The 18,722-nt window shown below is 65.3% G+C and carries 19 protein-coding genes and 1 pseudogene; 19 read left to right on the top strand and 1 reads right to left on the bottom strand.

What is annotated here, in order from left to right; genetic code table 11:
* Nucleotides 1-65: 65 nt before the first annotated feature.
* Nucleotides 66-1,592, bottom strand: a complete 1,527-nt coding sequence (locus ACVDHE_RS06185; RefSeq protein ID WP_458885962.1) for an S-layer homology domain-containing protein — start codon at nt 1,590-1,592, stop codon at nt 66-68.
* A gap of 291 nt (nt 1,593-1,883) precedes the next feature.
* Between ACVDHE_RS06185 and recJ the strand changes: the two genes are divergently transcribed.
* The 19 genes and pseudogenes from recJ (at nt 1,884) to ACVDHE_RS06090 (ending at nt 18,720) form a co-directional block, all read left to right on the top strand.
* The gene (gene recJ, locus ACVDHE_RS06180; RefSeq protein WP_458885961.1) at nt 1,884-3,977 is read left to right on the top strand and encodes a single-stranded-DNA-specific exonuclease RecJ; all 2,094 of its coding nucleotides are present in this window, start codon (nt 1,884-1,886) and stop codon (nt 3,975-3,977) included.
* Entirely contained in the window at nt 3,977-6,184 is a 2,208-nt protein-coding gene (locus ACVDHE_RS06175; RefSeq protein ID WP_458885960.1) for a RelA/SpoT family protein, read from the top strand. Before recJ ends, ACVDHE_RS06175 begins: the two co-directional genes overlap by 1 nt.
* A gap of 438 nt (nt 6,185-6,622) precedes the next feature.
* Complete coding sequence (gene dtd / locus ACVDHE_RS06170) at nt 6,623-7,066, top strand: D-aminoacyl-tRNA deacylase (protein ID WP_325226598.1); 444 nt, start codon at nt 6,623-6,625, stop codon at nt 7,064-7,066.
* A 21-nt stretch (nt 7,067-7,087) separates the two neighbouring features.
* Nucleotides 7,088-7,483 (top strand): hypothetical protein, encoded by a 396-nt coding sequence (locus ACVDHE_RS06165; protein ID WP_325226600.1) that lies wholly within the window; start codon nt 7,088-7,090, stop codon nt 7,481-7,483.
* 15 nt (nt 7,484-7,498) lie between these two features.
* The gene (locus ACVDHE_RS06160) at nt 7,499-8,122 is read left to right on the top strand and encodes an MBL fold metallo-hydrolase (RefSeq protein ID WP_458885959.1); all 624 of its coding nucleotides are present in this window, start codon (nt 7,499-7,501) and stop codon (nt 8,120-8,122) included.
* Nucleotides 8,119-9,588: a coproporphyrinogen dehydrogenase HemZ gene (gene hemZ / locus ACVDHE_RS06155; protein WP_458885958.1), complete on the top strand. Its 1,470-nt coding sequence runs from the start codon at nt 8,119-8,121 to the stop codon at nt 9,586-9,588. The genes ACVDHE_RS06160 and hemZ overlap by 4 nt, the downstream gene beginning before the upstream one ends.
* Before the next feature lie 16 nt (nt 9,589-9,604).
* Nucleotides 9,605-10,540, top strand: coding sequence for a uridine kinase family protein (locus ACVDHE_RS06150; RefSeq protein ID WP_458885957.1), 936 nt, complete (start codon nt 9,605-9,607; stop codon nt 10,538-10,540).
* Nucleotides 10,541-10,594: 54 nt separating this feature from the next.
* Nucleotides 10,595-10,990, top strand: a complete 396-nt coding sequence (locus ACVDHE_RS06145; protein ID WP_458885956.1) for a zinc ribbon domain-containing protein — start codon at nt 10,595-10,597, stop codon at nt 10,988-10,990.
* 12 nt (nt 10,991-11,002) lie between these two features.
* Nucleotides 11,003-11,827, top strand: a complete 825-nt coding sequence (locus tag ACVDHE_RS06140) for a purine-nucleoside phosphorylase (RefSeq protein ID WP_458885955.1) — start codon at nt 11,003-11,005, stop codon at nt 11,825-11,827.
* A gap of 101 nt (nt 11,828-11,928) precedes the next feature.
* A complete protein-coding gene (locus tag ACVDHE_RS06135; RefSeq protein ID WP_458885954.1) occupies nt 11,929-13,545 on the top strand; it encodes a putative polysaccharide biosynthesis protein in 1,617 nt (538 codons plus the stop codon).
* An 89-nt stretch (nt 13,546-13,634) separates the two neighbouring features.
* The gene (gene mazG, locus ACVDHE_RS06130; protein ID WP_458885953.1) at nt 13,635-14,444 is read left to right on the top strand and encodes a nucleoside triphosphate pyrophosphohydrolase; all 810 of its coding nucleotides are present in this window, start codon (nt 13,635-13,637) and stop codon (nt 14,442-14,444) included.
* Nucleotides 14,445-14,511: 67 nt separating this feature from the next.
* Entirely contained in the window at nt 14,512-14,787 is a 276-nt protein-coding gene (locus ACVDHE_RS06125; protein ID WP_213037291.1) for an HU family DNA-binding protein, read from the top strand.
* A gap of 98 nt (nt 14,788-14,885) precedes the next feature.
* Nucleotides 14,886-15,134 carry an RNA-binding S4 domain-containing protein gene (locus ACVDHE_RS06120; RefSeq protein WP_213037290.1) on the top strand — a complete coding sequence of 83 codons (249 nt, stop codon included), beginning with the start codon at nt 14,886-14,888 and terminating at the stop codon, nt 15,132-15,134.
* Between the two features lie 46 nt (nt 15,135-15,180).
* The gene (locus tag ACVDHE_RS06115) at nt 15,181-15,465 is read left to right on the top strand and encodes a YabP/YqfC family sporulation protein (protein ID WP_418724695.1); all 285 of its coding nucleotides are present in this window, start codon (nt 15,181-15,183) and stop codon (nt 15,463-15,465) included.
* A gap of 6 nt (nt 15,466-15,471) precedes the next feature.
* A pseudogene (yabQ, locus tag ACVDHE_RS06110) lies at nt 15,472-15,669 on the top strand (spore cortex biosynthesis protein YabQ); the annotation flags it as partial.
* 262 nt (nt 15,670-15,931) lie between these two features.
* Nucleotides 15,932-16,228 carry an FtsB family cell division protein gene (locus ACVDHE_RS06105; RefSeq protein ID WP_249539221.1) on the top strand — a complete coding sequence of 99 codons (297 nt, stop codon included), beginning with the start codon at nt 15,932-15,934 and terminating at the stop codon, nt 16,226-16,228.
* A gap of 131 nt (nt 16,229-16,359) precedes the next feature.
* On the top strand, nt 16,360-16,830 hold the full coding sequence (locus ACVDHE_RS06100; protein ID WP_213037287.1) for a S1 RNA-binding domain-containing protein: 471 nt from the start codon (nt 16,360-16,362) through the stop codon (nt 16,828-16,830).
* 311 nt (nt 16,831-17,141) lie between these two features.
* Nucleotides 17,142-17,687, top strand: a complete 546-nt coding sequence (gene hpf / locus ACVDHE_RS06095; RefSeq protein ID WP_213037286.1) for a ribosome hibernation-promoting factor, HPF/YfiA family — start codon at nt 17,142-17,144, stop codon at nt 17,685-17,687.
* A gap of 328 nt (nt 17,688-18,015) precedes the next feature.
* Nucleotides 18,016-18,720, top strand: a complete 705-nt coding sequence (locus ACVDHE_RS06090; RefSeq protein ID WP_325226621.1) for a PIN domain-containing protein — start codon at nt 18,016-18,018, stop codon at nt 18,718-18,720.
* Nucleotides 18,721-18,722 lie beyond the last annotated feature (2 nt).

Below are 18,722 nucleotides of genomic sequence, written 5' to 3'. Positions count from 1 at the left end.
CTCACTGGAGGTATTTTTCAGAAAAAAGAACCGCTCCCGTATACCGGGAGCGGTTCTTTTTTCTCTCAGGACAAGGCCTCCAGAACGGAGTAGCCCTCGTAATCGGCCACGGAGCGCAGATCGCTCAAACACACCTGGCCCACGCCGAAAAAGGCCGCCATCAGGACCCGCTGGGCCACGGACTCCTGGTCCAGGTACCACACCACCCGCTCCGCGGAGGCGGAGGCGTCCGTCAGGTAGGAGCAGGCGTACCGGCCGGAATAGTACGTCTCCGTGAAAATGGACTTGCGCAGAGTCTGGATCTGGGCCGCGGTCAGCGTCCCCTCCAGTCGCTTCTGGAGCCAGGAGGTGCCGGTGGTGGTCAGCATCAGGCTCAGCTTGCCGGGGTCCACCAGGCTCTTGATCTGGGTCAGGGCGTAATAGACCGCCTCCATGGGCTCCGGCGGCGCCACGGGGAAGCCGTCGGCGCTGTCCTCGCCCGCCGCCACCCGGACCACCAGCGTATCCGCCGCGGTCCCCAGAACGGCGTAGTCATAGCCGTTGGCCCTGCCGCCCTGGACCGGCGCCTCCGCCGTCAGGTACAGCAGCTTGCCCTCCATAGCCTCGTCCAGGGCCCGGGCCAGAGCGGAGAAGTCCTTTTTGTCCGTGCCGGTCAGGCCCGTCACATCCAGGAACAGCCCTGCGTAATCCCCGGCGTCCACCGCCTGGCGCAGCAGCGCGGCGGTGGTGTCTGCGTCTCCCCGGACTGAGGAGGCGGTGCCGGAGACATACAGCAGCGGCTGGACTCCGGCCTCTTCCGCCTGGGCCCGCAGGGCGGCGGCCTCCTCCGCCGGAGCGGTCTCCACCAGCCGGATCTCCCCGGCGTAGATCAGCTTGTAGGCAGCCACCGCCGCCGCGGCGCAGCCGGTCAGGACGGCCTCGTCCTCGCCGGGAGCCAGGATGCCGCTCCGGATGGGGGCGTCGGCGTGGCACTTGTCATACAGCCGCATCAGCATCACTGCCGCCTGCTCCCGGGTGGCCGCCTTGTCGGGGGAGAAGGCGGTCTTGGAAGTGCCGCTGACCAGGCCCAGGGTGTAGGCCATGGCGATATAGCCGGTGTTGGTCCGCACGTCCGTGAAGGGCATGGCCTGCTCCTGGGACAGCCCCGCCAGGGAACTGTACCCCAGGGCACGGATCAGCATGACGGCGATCTCCTCCCGGGTGACGGCGTCATTGGGGCGGAAGGTATCCGTCTGGCCGGTGATGGCCCCGTGGGCGTAGGCGGTCTCCACGGCGCCGTAGTACCAGGCCGAGGGATCCTGGTTGTCGGTGTAGGAGCCCGTCTGGGGCTTGACGATCTCCCACTCGAAGAAGCGGCACAGCACCACCACAAAGGCGGCGCGGGTCATGGGCTTACCCAGGCCGAAGCGGCCGGAGCTCTCCCCCTGGAACAGCCCCAGATCCACCGCCCGGCGAATCTCCTCCGCCGCCCAGTGGGAGGCGGGCACATCGGAAAAGCCGGTGGAGGCGGCCGCCGCGGGGGCGGGCAGCACCGTCAGCAGCAGGGCGCACAGCAGGGCACAGGAACACAGGCGTTTCAACTGTCGTTTCATATCTGTTTCACTTGCTCCTTTATCGTCCGTTTCATGTCTTTTTTCAGGGGTGTTTTCGGCCCGTTCGGGGCAAAATCCGTCATAGACGGCGCCGCAGAGGCCGATACACAGCGGCTATTGTACCAGAATTCCCCTTTCGCGTCAAATTATCCCCGTCGAATCCCGCCGCAAAGGCCGCTCCGCCCTGAAAGAAGGAGAATTTTTCTTTACCTTTTCCCCCGGCCCTGCTATAATAGTTTAGTTATTATGGCTTATTATGGCTGTCCGGCCGCAGAAGGGAGGAGGGCGCCCATGAAATTCAAAAAGTGGAACATCGGCGCCCCGGCGGAGCGGGATGTGGAGCGGCTGCGCGCCGCCGGATACCCCTATCTGCTCTCCACCGTGCTGGCAGCCCGGGGCGTGGTGACGGCGGAGGACGCCGCCGAGGCCCTGGAGCGGGAGCGGAGCCTGTCCCTGTCCCCCATGCTGATGCGGGACATGGGCAAGGCCGTGGACCGGATCCAGCGGGCCCTCAACCAGGGGGAGACCATCGCCGTGTTCGGCGACTACGACGTGGACGGCATCACCTCCACGGTGCTGCTGATGGACTACCTGCGCCGCTGCGGCGCCCGGTGCCTGCGCTATATCCCCCGCCGGGTGGAGGATGGCTACGGCCTCAGCCGCGACGCCATCCAGTCCCTGCGCAACCAGGGGGCCACGCTGATGATCACCGTGGACTGCGGCATCACCGGCAACGAGGAGGTGGCCTTCGCCGCCTCGTTGGGCATGGACGTGGTGGTGACGGACCACCACGAGTGCAAGTCCGAGCTGCCCGCCGCCGCGGCGGTGGTGGACCCCCACCGGCCGGACTGCCCCTATCCCTTCAAGCACCTGGCCGGCGTGGGCGTGGCGCTGAAGCTGGTGCTGGCCCTGGGGGGGCGCAGCCGGGAGGAGGCTCTCTTCGCCCGGTACTGCACCCTGGCCGCCATCGGCACCATCGCCGACGTGATGCGCATGGAGGGGGAGAACCGGACCATCGTCTCCTGCGGGCTGGAGGCCCTGCCCCACACGGACTTTGTGGGCATTCACGCCCTGCTGCGGGAGGCGGGCCTGGCCGGCAAGCCCATCTCCTCCATCCAGATCGGCTTCGTGCTCTCGCCCCGGATCAACGCCGCCGGCCGCATGGGCGCGGCGGATCTGGCCGCCGACCTGCTGGAGACCGACGACCCCGCCCGGGCGGAGGCCCTGGCCCGGCAGCTGTGCCAGCTCAACCGGGAGCGGCAGATGGTGGAACAGGCCATCTGCGCCGACGCCGTGGAGAAGATCGCCCGCCTGCCCGGCGACGAGCGCAGCGCCCTGGTGCTCTCCAGCGAGCGCTGGCACCAGGGGGTGGTGGGGATCGTGGCCTCCCGCCTCAGCGAGAAATACGCCTGCCCCAGCTTCATGATCCACCTGCGGGACGGCACCGGCAAGGGCTCCTGCCGCTCCTACGGCGGGTTTAACCTCTTTGCCGCCCTGGAGGCCTGCTCCGATCTGCTGGAGGGCTTCGGCGGCCACGAGCTGGCCGCGGGCTTCACCATCCAGGAGGGCAACATCGACGCCTTCCGTACCCGTATGAACCGCTATGTCCGCTCCGTCTCCGGCGGGGAGCGGCCGGTGGCCGCCCTGGACGTGGACGCCGCCATCACCGTCCCCGGCGCCGTGACGCTGCCGGAGGTGGAGCAGCTGGACCAGCTGGAGCCCTACGGCGCCGGCAACCCCCGTCCCGTGTTCGCCCTGCTGGGCGCCACGGTGGACGCCATCCAGAGCGTGGGCCAGGGCAAGCATCTGAAGCTGCGCCTGTCCAAGGGCTCCGCCCGGTTCGACGCCATCTTCTTCTCCATGACGGAGCAGGAGTGCGGCGTCATCGCCGGGATGCGGGTGGACGCCGCCTTCTACCTCCAGGCCAATACCTTCCGGGGCGCCACCACGCTGCAATTGCAGCTGATCGACCTGCGCCCCTCCCTGACCCCCAGCCGCCACGAGGCGGCGGATCTGGAGCTGATCGACCGCCTGGTGGCGGGCAGGGACCTCTCCGCCCAGGAGATGGCCCGGCTCCGGGCCTCCCGGGGCCAGTTCGCCGCCTGCTGGACCGCTCTGGAGCGGCAGCTGCGCCACGGAAAGGCGGAGGAGAACACCCTGCCCTTCCTGCGGCGGCTGTCGGTGCTCTCCGGCGGCTGTGAGAGCTTTCTCCGCTCCGCCCTGGCCCTGGCCGTGTTCCACGAGCGGGGGCTGATCTCCCTGAACCGGGAGGGGGACCGGATACAGCTTTGTCTGATCCCCACCCAGGGGAAGGTGGACCTGTTCGCCTGCCCCTATCTCTCCCGGCTGCGGCCAGCTGCCGGGGAATCGAGAGGTGACCGCTGATGACCATTCAGGAACAGTACGAAAACCTGGAAAAGACCGTGCGGGGCTACAATCCCGCCGCCGACTTTGACCAGATCCGCGCCGCCTTTGAATTTGCGGAAAAGGCCCACGAGGGCCAGAAGCGCAAGAGCGGCGAGCCCTATATCATCCACCCCCTGGCGGTGGCCCAGATCGTGGCGGAGGAGCTGAAGCTGGACTCCGAGTCCATTATGGCCGCCCTGCTCCACGATGTCATCGAGGACACCGCCGCCACCCACGAGCAGATCAGCAAGCTCTTTTCCCCCACCATCGCCGACCTGGTGGAAGGCGTCAGCAAACTGACCCGGATCCAGTACGCCACCAAGGAAGACGAGCAGATGGAGAACCTGCGGAAAATGCTCATCGCCATGAGCAAGGACATCCGGGTGATCCTCATCAAGATCTCTGACCGGCTCCACAACATGCGGACCATGGAGTATCAGTCTCCCGCCAAGCAGAAGCAGAAGTCCCTGGAGACCATGGAGATCTACGCCCCCATCTCCCACCGGCTGGGCATGCAGCGGATCAAGTGGGAGCTGGAGGACCTGTCGCTGAAATACCTGGACCCCATCGGCTACCAGGAGATCGTCTCCAAGCTGGATGCGAAGCACCAGGAATACGAGGCCTTCATGCAGCGCACCCAGATCCAGATCGACGACCGGCTGACGGAGCTGGGCATCGGACACATCGTCTACGGCCGCATGAAGCACCCCTATTCCATCTACCGCAAGATGTTCAACCAGAACAAGTCCCTGGACGAGATCTTCGACCTGTTCGCCTTCCGGGTGATCGTGGAGAACGTGGGCGACTGCTACAACGTCCTGGGCGTGATCCACGACATCTACAAGCCCATCCTGGGCCGGTTTAAGGACTATATCGGCACCCCCAAGCCCAACGGCTACCAGTCCCTGCACACCACCGTCATGGGCACCGACGGCATCCCCTTCGAGGTGCAGATCCGCACCCGGGAGATGCACGAGATCGCCGAGTACGGCGTGGCCGCCCACTGGAAATACAAGCAGGGGGGCCAGGGCGCCGGCACCGAGGGCCGCTACGAGTGGGTCCGCCGCCTGCTGGAAAACCAGGAGGGCGCGGACGCCGAGGACTATATCCACTCTCTGAAGGTGGATATGTTTGCCGACGAGGTGTTCGTGTTCACCCCCAACGGCGACGTGCAGAACCTGCCCGCCGGCGCCACCCCCATCGACTTCGCCTACGCCATCCACTCCGCCGTGGGCAACCACATGGTGGGCGCCAAGGTCAACGGCCGCATCGTCACCTTTGACCATGTGCTCAAAAACGGCGACATCGTGGAGATCATGACCTCCAAGTCCGCCAAGGGCCCCAGCCGGGACTGGATGAAGATCGCCAAGTCCAGCGAGGCCCGCAGCAAGATCCGCCAGTGGTTCAAGAAGGAGAAGAAGGAGGAGAACATCGCCAACGGCCGCTCCGCCTTCGAGGCCGAGCTCAAGCACTGCGGCATCCCCATGAAGGATGTGCTGGATCCGGAGAACCTGCCGGGCCTTTTGAAAAAGGTGGCCTATGGCTCCCTGGACGATATGTACGCCGCCATCGGCTACGGCGGCTTTACCGCTCAGAAGGCCGTGAGCCGGATGCACGGGGAGCTGCAGCGGATCGCCAAGCAGCACCAGGTGGAAAAGCAGGCCACCGTGGCCCTGGAGGGCAAGCCCGACCAGACCCGGCCCGCGGTGCCCAAGCGGGTCAAGAGCGAGCAGGGCATCGTGGTGGAGGGCCTGGACAACTGCCTGGTCAAGTTCTCCAAGTGCTGCACCCCGGTCCCCGGCGACGAGATCATCGGCTTCATCACCCGGGGCTACGGCGTGTCCGTCCACCGGTGCGACTGCCCCAACGCCTCGCCGGAGCGGCGCTCCGCCCCCGGCCAGGAGGGCCGGTGGATCAAGGTCTCCTGGGGTGCCGACACCCTGGACAGCTATCCCACCTCTCTGGAGGTCATCTGCAAGGACCGCCGGAACCTGCTGCTGGACATCTCCGCAGCCCTGTCCACCACCAACACCAGCGTCACGGCGCTCAACTCCCGCAGCACCGAGGACAACTTCGCCATGATCCACCTGGAGATCAAGATTCGGGACAACGCCCAGCTGCTGACGGTCATGAACAAGCTCAACCAGATCTCCGGCGTGCTGAAGGTGAACCGGCCCGCGGGATAACCCTCGAGGGGGAGCAGGCTGGCACCGTTGCGGCATTGCGATTCCCGGCCCCGCTGGAAGCGAGGCCTCACCCCGCTCCGCTTGTTCTTCCTCTCCCCGCCAAAGCCGCTTTGCGACTTTGGCGGAGGCCCCGGTGCCGCTCACTGGTGTGTGCGCCCCAAGGGCGCACAGGTCGGGGAATTTTCGCCAGACACAGAAGGTGAATTGCCCCGCAGGGGCAAGAGAGGCCCCTCTGGAGGGTGTCCTGCCGAAAATGATTGGAAATGGTTGATTTGCCTGCGGCAAATCAACTGGGAAAACCTTGGGTTTTCCCTGGACCCTTACCTCTTTTTCCCCAGACCTTTTCTTTTTTCCTAGGCCTTTTCCTCTTTTTCGCTGGCCCCCTTCCGCTTTTTTTAGAGGGGCTTTGCTACTTTACCTTTGAAAGGAGTGCCGCCCATGCGCGCAGTTGTGACCCGGGTGTCCCGGGCATCCGTGACCATCGGCGGAGAGGTCTCCGGCCGGATCGGCCGGGGCTTCCTGGTGCTGCTGGGGGTGGGTCCCCAGGACAGCGAGGAGACCGCCCGGAAACTGGCCGAGAAGATCTGCAACCTGCGGGTCTTTGAGGATGAGAACGGCAAGATGAATTTGAGCCTGGAGCAGGCGGGCGGGGCGCTGCTGGTGGTAAGCCAGTTCACCCTCTACGCTGACACCTCCTCCCGCCGGCCCGGCTTCTCCGGCGCCGCCAAGCCGGACCTGGCCATCCCCCTCTATGAGCACTTCATGACCTGCTGCCGCCAGCGGGGCTTCGAGGTGCAGCATGGGGAATTCGGCGCCGACATGCAGGTGGACTCCTGCAACGACGGCCCTGTGACCATCCTCTTTGACACCGATCAGCGCTGACGGAGCGGGAGGTGCTTGCCCATGCTGTTTTTCCACAAAAAGAATCCACCCGCCCGGCCCGCGGGCCTGAACTGGTACTGGACGCTGACGGTGGACGGGATGCCCGCCGCCGACTTTGACTGGCCGGACCTGCTGCGGGGCCTGGACCGGCTGCGCCCGGACCGGGACAGCTACGTGGCCCTGGAGCGGATGGATCCCAACGACCCCCGGGAGGCGGGGTTCCTCCAGTGTACCGCGACCCCGGAGGGCCGGTATCTGCTGGAGTGCGGCTATCCCGGTCCGGAGGGACCGGTGCTGCGGCAGCGGGAGGTAAACTCCTCCGAGGCGGTCCGCGCCGCGTTCGAGACTGTATACCGGCAGAAGGGGACCGATTTCCCCGGCTTTTCCGACCTGTCCGACGCCCTCGGGCAGGACTGACCGTGAGGTGATACCATGAAGATCAAAACGCTTTGCGTGGGCCCCATCGGCACCAACTGCTACATTCTCTGCGACGAAGCGGCCAAGGTCTGCGCCGTTATCGATCCCGGCGGGGACGCGGAGGCGGTGGCCGCTGCCGTGAAGGAGACCGGCTGCACCCCCTGTTCCATTCTCCTGACCCACGGCCACTACGACCACACCGGCGCCGTGGCGGAGCTGCGGCAGCTCTGGCCGGAGATCCCCGTCTATCTCAACCGCCGGGACCGCTATGACGGCGATCCCTACATGGCCCAGCTGTTCCCGCCTGTGCCCAAGGCCGCGGACTACGACGAGGGGGACGCCCTCTCCGTGGGCGGCCTGACGGTGGAGGTCCTGGCCACCCCCGGCCACTCCGAGGGGTCCGTGACCCTGCGCTGCGGCGAGGTCCTCTTCTGCGGGGACACCCTCTTCGCCGGCTCCTGCGGCCGGACGGACTTCCCCGGCGGCTCCTCCCGGAAGATCCTCCGCTCTCTGGCGCGGCTGGGCGCCCTGGGCGGGAACCCGGCGGTGTATCCCGGGCACATGGAGTCCTCCACTCTGGACCGGGAGCGGCGGAGCAATCCCTTTATGCTCCAGGCCCTGGCGGGGGACCGCCCATGAAGCTGGAATTTCACGGCCACGACGAGCGCTACGTGGTGGAGCAGAGCCTCATGAACCTCTTTCCCGGTGAGCTGCCCGTCTACGAGCCCATCGCCCCCGGCGACGGCGCCTGGGCAAAAATCACCTGCGACGAGGCGGGGGACTACCTGGTGGTGACCACCGATCTCTTTTTCCACGGTCAAAGCGGCGTCTACACCTACGGCGCCCCCCTCTCCGGCACGGACTTCGACCGGGAGGGCCAGCGGCGCCACGCCGTGGGCGCCTGCTTCTACCTGGCCCGGCGGGAGATGGGGCTGCCTGATCTGCCCTGGGGGATGCTGACCGGCGTCCGGCCCGACAAGCCCGTCACCTGGGCCCTGGAGCAGGGAAAGACGCCCCGGGAGGCCCAGGCGTTCCTGGAGAGCGAGTATTTCGTCACGCCGGAGCGGGCGGCCCTGGCGGTGGAGACCGGCGCCGTGGCGGCTCAGGCCGCGGCGGGGCTGGGGGAGCGGGACATCGCCGTGTACGTGGGCATCCCCTTCTGTCCCACCCGCTGCGCCTACTGCTCCTTCGTGAGCCAGTCGGTGGAAAAGAGTTTTTCCCTGGTGCCGCCCTATGTGGACGCCCTGGTGGATGAAATCCGCGCCGGCGGCGCCATGGCCCGGGAGCAGGACCTGCGGGTCCGGGCCTTCTACATGGGCGGCGGCACCCCCACCACCCTGACCGCGGAGCAGATGGACCGGGTGCTGACGGCCTTTGAGACCGCCTTCGACACCCGCTGGTGCAGCGAGATCACCGTGGAGGCCGGCCGCCCCGACACCATCACCGCCGAGAAGCTGGAGGTATTGAAGCGCCACGGCGTCACCCGGGTGTCCGTGAACCCCCAGACCATGGAGGACCACGTGCTGCGCGCCATCGGCCGCCGCCACAGCGCCGCCGAGATCGAGACCACCATGGCCCTGGTGGCCAAATACGGCTTCCCCCATGTGAACATGGACCTGATCGCGGGACTGCCCGAGGACACGGAGGCGGGCTTCCGCCGGTCCCTGGAGCGGTGCCTGGACTTCGGCACCGACAACATCACCGTCCACACCCTGGCGCTGAAAAAGGGCAGCCGCATTCTGACGGAGGGCCTGGCGGTGCCGGAGGCCGAAGCGGTGGCCGCCATGCTGGACTTCGCAGAGGGCGCCCTCCGGGGCGCGGGCTACGGGCCCTACTACCTCTACCGGCAGAAGTACATGTCCGGCAGCTTTGAGAACATCGGCTGGACCCGCCCCGGCGGCGTGTGCTGGTACAACGTGTATATCATGTCGGAGCTGTGCTCCATCTTGTCCTTCGGCGCCGGGGGCTCCACGAAAATGGTGGTGCCCGGCACCAACCGCATCCAGCGGGTGTTCAACCTGAAATATCCCAAGGAGTATACGGAGCGGCCGGAAAAGGCCCTCGCCAACCTGGAGGCCTTTGCCGCCTTCTACGACCAGCTGTGAAAGGAGCGCGCTGTCCATGTCCTATTCCCTGAAAGCACTCAACGACGCTGTCCGCAGCGATCCCAAGGGCTACGCCGAGGAATGCGACGCCATCTTCGCCCAGAAGGTGGAAAACGCCGCCAAGCGCATCGCCGACCACCGGAGTGAGTCCCACGTGATTTTGCTCTCCGGCCCCTCCGGCTCCGGCAAGACCACCACCGCGCTGAAGATTGAGGAGGTCCTGGAGCGCATGGGGATCCAGACCCACACCATCTCCATGGACAATTACTTCAAGACCATCGACCCGGACACCGCGCCCCGGAACCGGGAGGGGCAGATCGACTACGAGTCTCCCTTCTGCCTGGACGTGGACCTTTTGAACCGGCACTTCTCCATGCTGGACCGGGGGGAGACCATCCACGTGCCCAAGTATGAGTTTGCCCGGCAGATGCGCTCCGACATCCTCTCCCAGCCCCTGCGGCTGGGCTCTGACGAGCTGGCCATCTTCGAGGGCATTCACGCCCTCAACGACATCATCGTGGGCAAGAACCCCCACGCCTTCAAGCTCTACATCGCCGCCCGCAGCAACCTGGTGGACGAGGACGGCACCGTGGTGTTTCAGCACGCATGGCTGCGGCTGTGCCGGCGGATCGTCCGGGACCACCTGTTCCGGGGCAGCGACGCCGCCTTCACATTGAAGATGTGGCCCAATGTCCACCGGGGCGAGCGGCTGTACATCTCCCCCTACAAGGAGAGCGCCGACATCATGTTCGACTCCTGCCTGCCCTTTGAGTTCTCCGTCCTCAAGCCCATCGTCACGCCCCTGCTGGAGGCCCTGCCCGCCGGCAAATTCCCGGAGGCCGACGCCATGCTGGCCGCCTTCCGGAAGATCGAGCCCATGGACGAGGCATACGTGGCGCCGGAGTCCCTGGCCCGGGAGTTCATCGGCGGCAGCACCTACGACAACCACTGACCCCGCCGTCCCTTGGATCTGGCCGCGCACAGCGGCGGAAATGGAGGATTTTTCATGAACGAGAAAGTACAGGACCTGCTGGACAGCGTCCAGCGCACCGCCGTCCAGGTCAGCGACGCGGCGGTGGACGCCGCCTACGGCGTGGGGAAGAAGGCCGGGGAGCTGCTGTCCGTGGCCAAGCTGAACATCCGCCTGGTGGACCTGCGGGCGGAGGTGAACCTCCAGCTGCGGGAGGTGGGGGAGATGATCTACGCCACCCACACCGGCAGCCCCACCGAGTCCGAGGCCCTGCTGGCAAAGCTCCAGGAGATCGACGGTCTGAAGGAGCGGATCGCCGCTCTGGAGGCCGAGATCGGCCGCCAGCACGCCGCCGCGGGGGAGTGCCCCGTCTGCGGCAGCGAGGCCCGGGAGGGCGACCAGTTCTGCCGCCAGTGCGGCGAGAAGCTGTAAGGAGGCCCCGCCATGGAATACACCTATGAACAGTATCAGGAGAGCGCCCGGGCCCTGGCGGACCGGCTGGGCGGCTTCCGCCCCCGGGTGCTGCTGATTTTGGGCTCGGGCCTCGGCTCCCTGGGCGAGGCGGTGGAGGATCCCATCGCCGTCCCCTATGACCAGGTGCCCCACATGAAGCGCTCCACCGCCCCGGACCACGCGGGCCGCTTTGTGTTCGGCCGTCTGGCGGGCCGGGAGGTGGCCGTCATGCAGGGCCGGCTCCACACCTACGAGGGCTGGTCCTTTGAGGACGTGACCTATCCGGTGCGGGTGCTGCGGCTGCTGGGGGCGGAGACCCTGGTGGTCACCAACGCCGCCGGGGCGGTGAACACCGCCTTCTCCGCCGGCGACATCATGCTCATCACCGACCACATCAAGCTCTTCGGCATGAGCCCCCTGCGGGGCCCCAATCTGGACGAACTCGGCCCCCGGTTCCCGGACATGAGCCACGTCTACACCCCGGCCCTCCAGGCCGTGGCCCGGCAGACGGCGGCGGAACTGTCCATCCCCCTGCGGCAGGGCGTCTACATGTTCTTCCCCGGCCCCCAGTACGAGACCCCCGCCGAGGTCCGGGCCGCCCGGGCTCTGGGCGCCGACGCGGTGGGCATGTCCACCGTGCCGGAGGCCATCACGGCCGCCCACTGCGGCATGGAGGTGCTGGGCTTCACCCTGTGCACCAACATGGCCGCCGGGGTCCTGGACCAGCCCCTCAGCTCCGACGAGGTGCTCGCCGCAGCCGCGGAGGCCGGTCCCCACTTCTCCGCCCTGGTCAAGGGCTGCCTCAGCCGGTTATAATGGGTCCGGCCCCGCCATAGGTATTTCTGTGGGGGGCCGGTCTTTGCCTCTCCGGCAGGGCTCCCCGCGTATTTTTTTCAAGGATTCGAGGTATTCTTTTCATGTCCAACCAATCCAAAAAGCAAAGCTTTCTGGGCGGTGCCGCCATTCTGGCCGCGGCGGTGGCCATCGTCAAGGTGATCGGCTTTTTCTACAAGATCCCCCTCAACAACATCCTGGGCGGGGCGGGAAAGACCTACTTTGACACGGCTTACAAGATCTACAACTTCCTGCTGACCTTCTCCACCGCGGGTCTGCCCCTGGCCATCTCCAAGATCACCAGCGAGGCTCACGCCCAGGGCCGGGAGAACCAGAAGCGCAAGATCTTCCGCACGGCCATCTGGCTGTTTTTCGCTCTGGGTCTGATCGGCTCCGCGCTGATGCTGGCCCGGCCCCAGGACCTGGCGGTGTTCCTCAACAACTCTCTGGCGGCTCAGGCGGTGCAGGCCCTGGCGCCCGCCGTTTTCTGCGTGTGTCTGCTGGCCTGTATGCGGGGTTACACCCAGGGCCAGGGCAATATGGCGCCCACCGCCGTCTCCCAGGTGCTGGAGGCTCTGTGCAAGCTGGGCGTGGGCCTGCCGCTGGCCTGGTATGTGCTGCGCATCGGCCTGGGGGAGGAGTCCGTAGCCGCGGGCGCCATCGTGGGCGTCACCGCGGGCACGGTGATCTCCCTGCTGTTTTTGTCGCTGTATCTGCTGACGCACCGCAACCGCACCCTCTCGCAGGACACGCCTGACTCCAGCGGCGCCATTATCCGCCGGATCCTGGTGATCGGCATTCCCATCACCCTCAGCAACTCCGCCATGAGCATCATCAACATCGTGGACACCAAGATCGTCATGGGCAGGCTCCAGAGCGGGCTCCATCTGGGAGAGGAGGCCGCCGCACTGCTCAACGGCCAGTACAGCATGGCCATGGATATGCCCAACATGGTGGCCTCCTTCGTCTATCCGGTCACCATGAGCCTGATCCCCTTCGCGGCGGCTGCCCTGGCCCGGGGGGACCGCAGCGGCGCCGGCCGCATCATCTCCTCCGCGTTCCGCCTCATCGCCATCCTGGCCCTGCCGGCGGGCATCGGATTGTGCGTGCTGTCCACGCCCATCATGCGCCTGGTGCTGCCGGCCCAGCCGGAGGACGCCCTGGCCGCCGGTCCCCACTTGCAGCTGCTGGGCATCGCCCTCATTTTCATCTGCATCATGATCCTGACCAACGCCATTTTGCAGACCTACGGCAAGGAGAAACTGCCCATCCTCACCGTCGTCATCGGCGGCGTGGTGAAGGTGGTCATGAACTATATCCTGGTGGGCAACCCGGACATCAACATCCACGGCGCCCCCATCTCCACCCTGTGCTGCTATCTGGTCATCGCCGGGCTGAACCTGTTCTTCGTCTGGAAGTACTCCCCGGAGAAGCCCCGTTACCTCCAGATCTTTGCCAAACCCCTGGCGGCCTCGCTGCTCATGGGCGCCGCCGCCTGGGCCTCCTACGGCTTCCTGGACCGCGCCCTGGAGGGCAGCCTCTCCGCCTACAAGGCCAACGCCATCGCCGTTTTCGGCGGCATCCTGGTGGGCGTGATCGTCTACCTTGTACTGGTCATCACCATGCGGATCCTGCGGGCGGAGGACCTCAAGGGCGTGCCCCACGGGGGCAAAGTGATCCGGCTGCTGCACCTGAGATGAGCCGGAGGAGCCTCCAAATTCCCAAAAAATAAAAAAACCTTGTTTTTCAAGGAGTTGCCAACGAATTTTCTTGCAAAGGCAGGCGCGTTATGGTAGATTTTCAATATAAGCCGCGTTACGGCTACGAGGACTTTCTGGAGATCATGCGGCTGCTGCGCGCCCCGGGGGGCTGCCCCTGGGACCGGGAGCAGACCCACGCCTCCATCCGCCGCAATTTTCTGGAGGAGACCTACGAGGTGCTGGACGCCATCGACCGGGACGATCCCCACGCCATGTGCGAGGAACTGGGGGACGTGCTGATGCAGGTGGTGTTCCACGCCCAGATCGAATCTGAGGCCGGCCGCTTCACCATGGAGGACGTGGTGGACGGCGTGGCCCAGAAGCTGGTCTACCGCCACCCCCATGTCTTTGGCGGCACCATGCAGGCCGACACCTCCGAGCAGGTGCTGGTGAACTGGGAGGCCCTCAAGCGCAAGGAGAAGGGCCAGCGGTCCACCGCCGACGCGGTGGAGGCCGTGCCCCACACCCTGCCCGCCCTGTGGCGGGCGGAGAAGATCCAGAGCAAGACCGCCAAGGCCGGCTTCGACTGGTCCGGCGCCCTCAGCGCCCTGGACAAGCTGGAGGAGGAGGTTCGGGAGCTGCGGGAGACTCTGGAATCCGGCGCCGGCGCGGACAGCCCCCACGGCGTCCGGGAGGAGGTGGGCGACGCCCTCTTCATCGCAGCCAAGATCGCCCAGATGTCCGGCGTGGACCCGGAGGACGCCCTCCACCGCGCCTGTGACAAGTTCGACAGCCGCTTCCGCAAGGTGGAGCAGCTGGCGGACAAGCCCCTGGGAGAATACTCCGAGCCGGAACTGGTGGAGCTGTGGAAGGCCGCCAAGGAACAGGACCCGTCTTAATCGCGGAACTCATGCGCGTTAAGAAATAGAGCAAACTATCTTATTATTTCATAGGAGGACAACATCCATGAACAAATCCGAACTGATCAACGCCGTGGCCGTTTCTGCCGAGGTTTCCAAGAAAGAGGCCGAGGCTGTCATTACCGCCGCTCTGGACGCCATCACCGCCGCCCTGAAGGAGGGCGACAAGGTCCAGCTGGTGGGCTTCGGCTCCTTCGAGGTCAAGAAGCGCGCCGCCCGCGTGGGCCGCAACCCCAAGACCAAGGAGACCATCGAGATCCCCGCTTCCGTGGTGCCCGTGTTCAAGGCCGGCAAGGCCCTGAAGGACGCCGTCGGCCAGTAAGGCGGTCCATTTCCCGCCGAGGGAAAACTTCAGCGAGCACAGAGCTGCCGGCACGCGCGTGCCGGCAGCCTTTTTCCCGCAGAAAGGAACTCATTTCTATGCGTCTGGACAAATATCTCAAGGTCTCCCGCCTCATCAAGCGGCGGACCGTGGCCAATGAGGCCTGCGACAACGGGCTTGTCACTGTCAACGGAAAGCCCGCCCGGGCCTCCTACGAGGTGAAGGTGGGAGACCAGATCTCCCTGCGCTTCGGCGTGCGCACCGTGACGGTGGAGGTGCTGTCGGTCCAGGAGACCGTGCGCCAGGCCGACGCCGCCGCGCTGTACCGGGAAGTGGGCCGGGCATAATCCGGTCCTCCCGCCCATATAGTGGGGACAGGGAGGGATCGGCACTATGAAAGACGACTACAACACCATGCCCCTGTCCGCCCACCGGCTGGAGCTGACGGGCCGGGAACGGCTGACGGTCTCCGGCGTGGAGGACGTGGAGCGCTTTGACGAAACCGGCATCGTCATGTCCACCGGCGCCGGCATGCTGGTGGTCACCGGGGAGAACCTGCACATCGGGAAGCTCTCCCTGGACGGCGGAGAGCTCCACGTGGACGGCCGCATCGACTCCATCTCCTACGAGGAGGTTGGCGCTGAGCGGGGCGGCTTTTTCCAGCGGCTGTTCGGGTGAGCGGCCATGGAAAGCACCGTCTCCCAGCAGCTGCTGACCTTTCTCTGGTCCATTTTACTGGGCCTGGCGGCGGGATTGCTGTATGATCTGCTGCGTCCCTTCCGGCTGCGGCTGCCCCGGCTCACGGCGGCGCTGGACCTGCTGTACTGCCTGACGGCGGGCAGCGCGGTCTTTTTGTTTCTGCTGCGCCGGACAGGGGAACTGCGGCTGTACCTGCTGCTGGGCATCGCCGGCGGCGCGGTGGTGTTCTTCTGCGCCTTTTCGGCGGCGCTGCGGCCGGTGTGGGATTTTTGGGTGGATACCCTGGCCCAGCTGATCGCCCTGGGGGCGCTTCCGCTGCGCTGGCTGAAAAGTTTTTGCAAAAAAATCCGGATCCGCGGAAAAAATCTCTTTTATTTTGCGGCCAAATGTTATACAATAAGAAAAATCCCAGGAAAGCGGCATTTTTACAAAGGAGGGCGGTACCATGGCGGCACGCAAGGAAAAGACGCGCACCCGCGCAAGCCTGTTCACCAAGGTGCTGCTGGTGGTGCTGCTGGCGGCCATGGGGCTCCAGCTGCGCAGTCTCCACGCTCAGGTGCAGGAGGCCGAGGCGGAAAAGGACCAGCTGGCACAGCAGGTCCAGCTTCAGCAGCAGGAAAACGACGCCCTGTCCCAGGACATCGCCGAGGGAAACACCCGGGAAAAGATGCTGGAGATCGCCCGGGATGAGTTGGGCTATGTGGCACCCAACGAGATCGTCATTTACGATGTGAGCAACTGACCGGTGCCGGGCGGCGAGGGAGGTGCGTCCCGCCTCTCCCGCTTGCGCCAAGCCCCGGTCTTTTCCATTGTCTGTGTTCCGCCCCCGCAGGGCGGTGAAAAAATTACCCGGAAGGAGAAACATTACACCGTATGGAGCTTCAGGTTGGGAGCATTCTGGAAGGCAAAGTGACCTCCATCACCAAATTCGGCGCCTTTGTGGCGCTGGAGGGGGGGAGGTCCGGGTTGGTACATATCTCCGAGATCGCCAACACCTTTGTCAACGACGTACACGACTATTTGCAGGAGGGGCAGACCGTGAAGGTGCTGGTCCTCTCCACGGAGAACGGGAAGATCAACCTCTCCATCAAGCGGACCCTGCCCCAGCAGGAGCGGCCCGCCCCCAGAGGTCCCCGGCCCGGCGGCCCCCGTCCGGGTGCAGGCAGCGCGCCCCGGCCCGCTCAGGCACCCCGGTTCACGCCCCGGGGCCAGCAGCCTCTGCCTCCCTCCGGGGACCAGTCCTTCGAGGACAAGCTCAAGCAGTTCCTCTCCTCCTCCGAGGGGAAGATGGCGGACCTCAACCGCAGCATTGACGGCAAGCGGGGCGGCCGCAGACGCAAATAAAGCCCTTCAGCGGAGACGCCGGTGCGTCTCCGCTTTTATCATAAAAAGGAGCCGCCCGGCGCGTTTCGCGCCACGGCGGCCCAAGCGGGTGGGATATTGGAAAGCTTCCTCAATTATCATACACCCGCCGGAGCATCCTTGTAAACAGGAGCTTTTGCCGCTTTTTCCCTCCTTTTGCCGAAGGGCGTCGAAGCCACTTTTGAACATTTTGCAAATCCGGCGCCGGACCCTTTTCAAAAGGGTCCGGCTGTGGTATACTAAGTCAAAGAGAGGTACCCCGCACTCTCTTTCACACGAAAGGAGCGATTTCGATGAAGTGTACCTTCGCCTGCAAGAAAGTTCCCATGAACGATTCCATCAAAGCCTTTGCCGAGAAGAAGATCTCCAAGCTGGACCGTTATTTCCGGGAGGATACCACCGCATTTGTCACATTCTCGGTGGAGAAAGACCACTTGTGCACGGTGGAGATCACCATTCGCGGCGGCGGCACGCTGCTGCGGGCCCAGACGGAAGCTCCTGACGGAGATATGCGCGGCGCCATCGACGCCGCTGTCGGATACATCGAGCGCCAGATCCTGAAGAACAAGACCCGCCTGGCCAAGCGTCTGCGCAGCGAGGGCTTCCCGCCGCCCGCTCCCACCGACGACTTCGAGGTCACGGAGGAGAAGGAGTTCCAGATCGTCCGCACCAAGCGCTTCGCCGTCAAGCCCATGAGCGCCGAGGAGGCTATTTTGCAGATGAACCTGCTGGACCACAGCTTTTTCGTGTTCCGCAACAGCGACGACGACAGCCTCTCCATCGTCTATCAGCGCAAGAACGGCGGCTACGGCCTGATCGTCACCGACGAGGAAGAATAAATCACCATCTCCGGGGGACCGCAAAGCGGTCCCCCTCAGCCTGTCGAAAGGGCGTTTCGACAGGCTGAGCAAGTTTTTCAGACCTTTAAAAAGGGCTGAAAAACGGATTATTGAAAACGAAAGACACCCCTCCTGGGTTTCTTTCGTAACTATCTTCCTTCCCGTTCCGGAAGGAGCCCTTCTCTTTCAGAGCGTCTCCGGGGGACCGCAGAGCGGTCCCCCTTTTTTCCGCTCCGCCTCCCCTTGTGCGTTTGGGAAACATCTGTTATACTAAAACCGGTCTTTGCGGAAGCAACGGCTAAAAACAACGAAAGAAAGTACAATTTCCATGAAAATGATTTTTTTGGTGGACGGCGACAACAACATCGGCACCGGCCTTCAGGGCATCGAGCTGCTGACGGAAGAGGACTCCGTCCTGGTCTTTTACGGCAGGGGACAGTCCCTGGCCGGCATTCAGAAGCTCTGCGCCAACACCCGGGCCAAGGTCCAGTATCTGGAGAGCGTCAAGGGCGGCAAGAATTCCATCGACTTCCAGATCATCACGGAACTGGGGGTCCTGGTGGGCCGGGGTGAGGCGGACTTTGCCTATGTCATCAGCCAGGACAAGGGCTATGAGGCCGCCATCAGCGCCCTGTGGGTCCGCTACGCCGACACCTTCCGGGAGGTGGCCCTGCGTCCCTCCATCCAGAGCTGTCTGCGCGCGTCCTTCCTGATGCGCACCGCCAGCCGGGAGGAGCTGGCCCAGGCCCTGCGGCTGGAGTTCGGGCAGGTCCAGGGGGACCTGGCCTACGCCCATCTGGAGGAGCTGTTCGCCCCGCCGGCGCCGGCGGAGGAGAAAAAGCCCGCCGTCCGCCGCCGCGGCCGGTCCAAGGCCGCCAAGACGGCCCAGAGCGAGGCGCCCGCCGCCGAAGCCCCCGCCGCGCCTGCGGAAAAGGTCCCGGCCGACCAGTCGGAGCAGCCCGCTCCGGCCAAGTCCCGCTCCCACCGGGGCGGACGCCGCCGGAAAAAGCCGGCGGAACCGGCGGCCACCTGAGA

The organism is Dysosmobacter sp. Phy (assembly GCF_054476235.1).
This window is presented reverse-complemented; position numbering and strand designations above follow the sequence as displayed.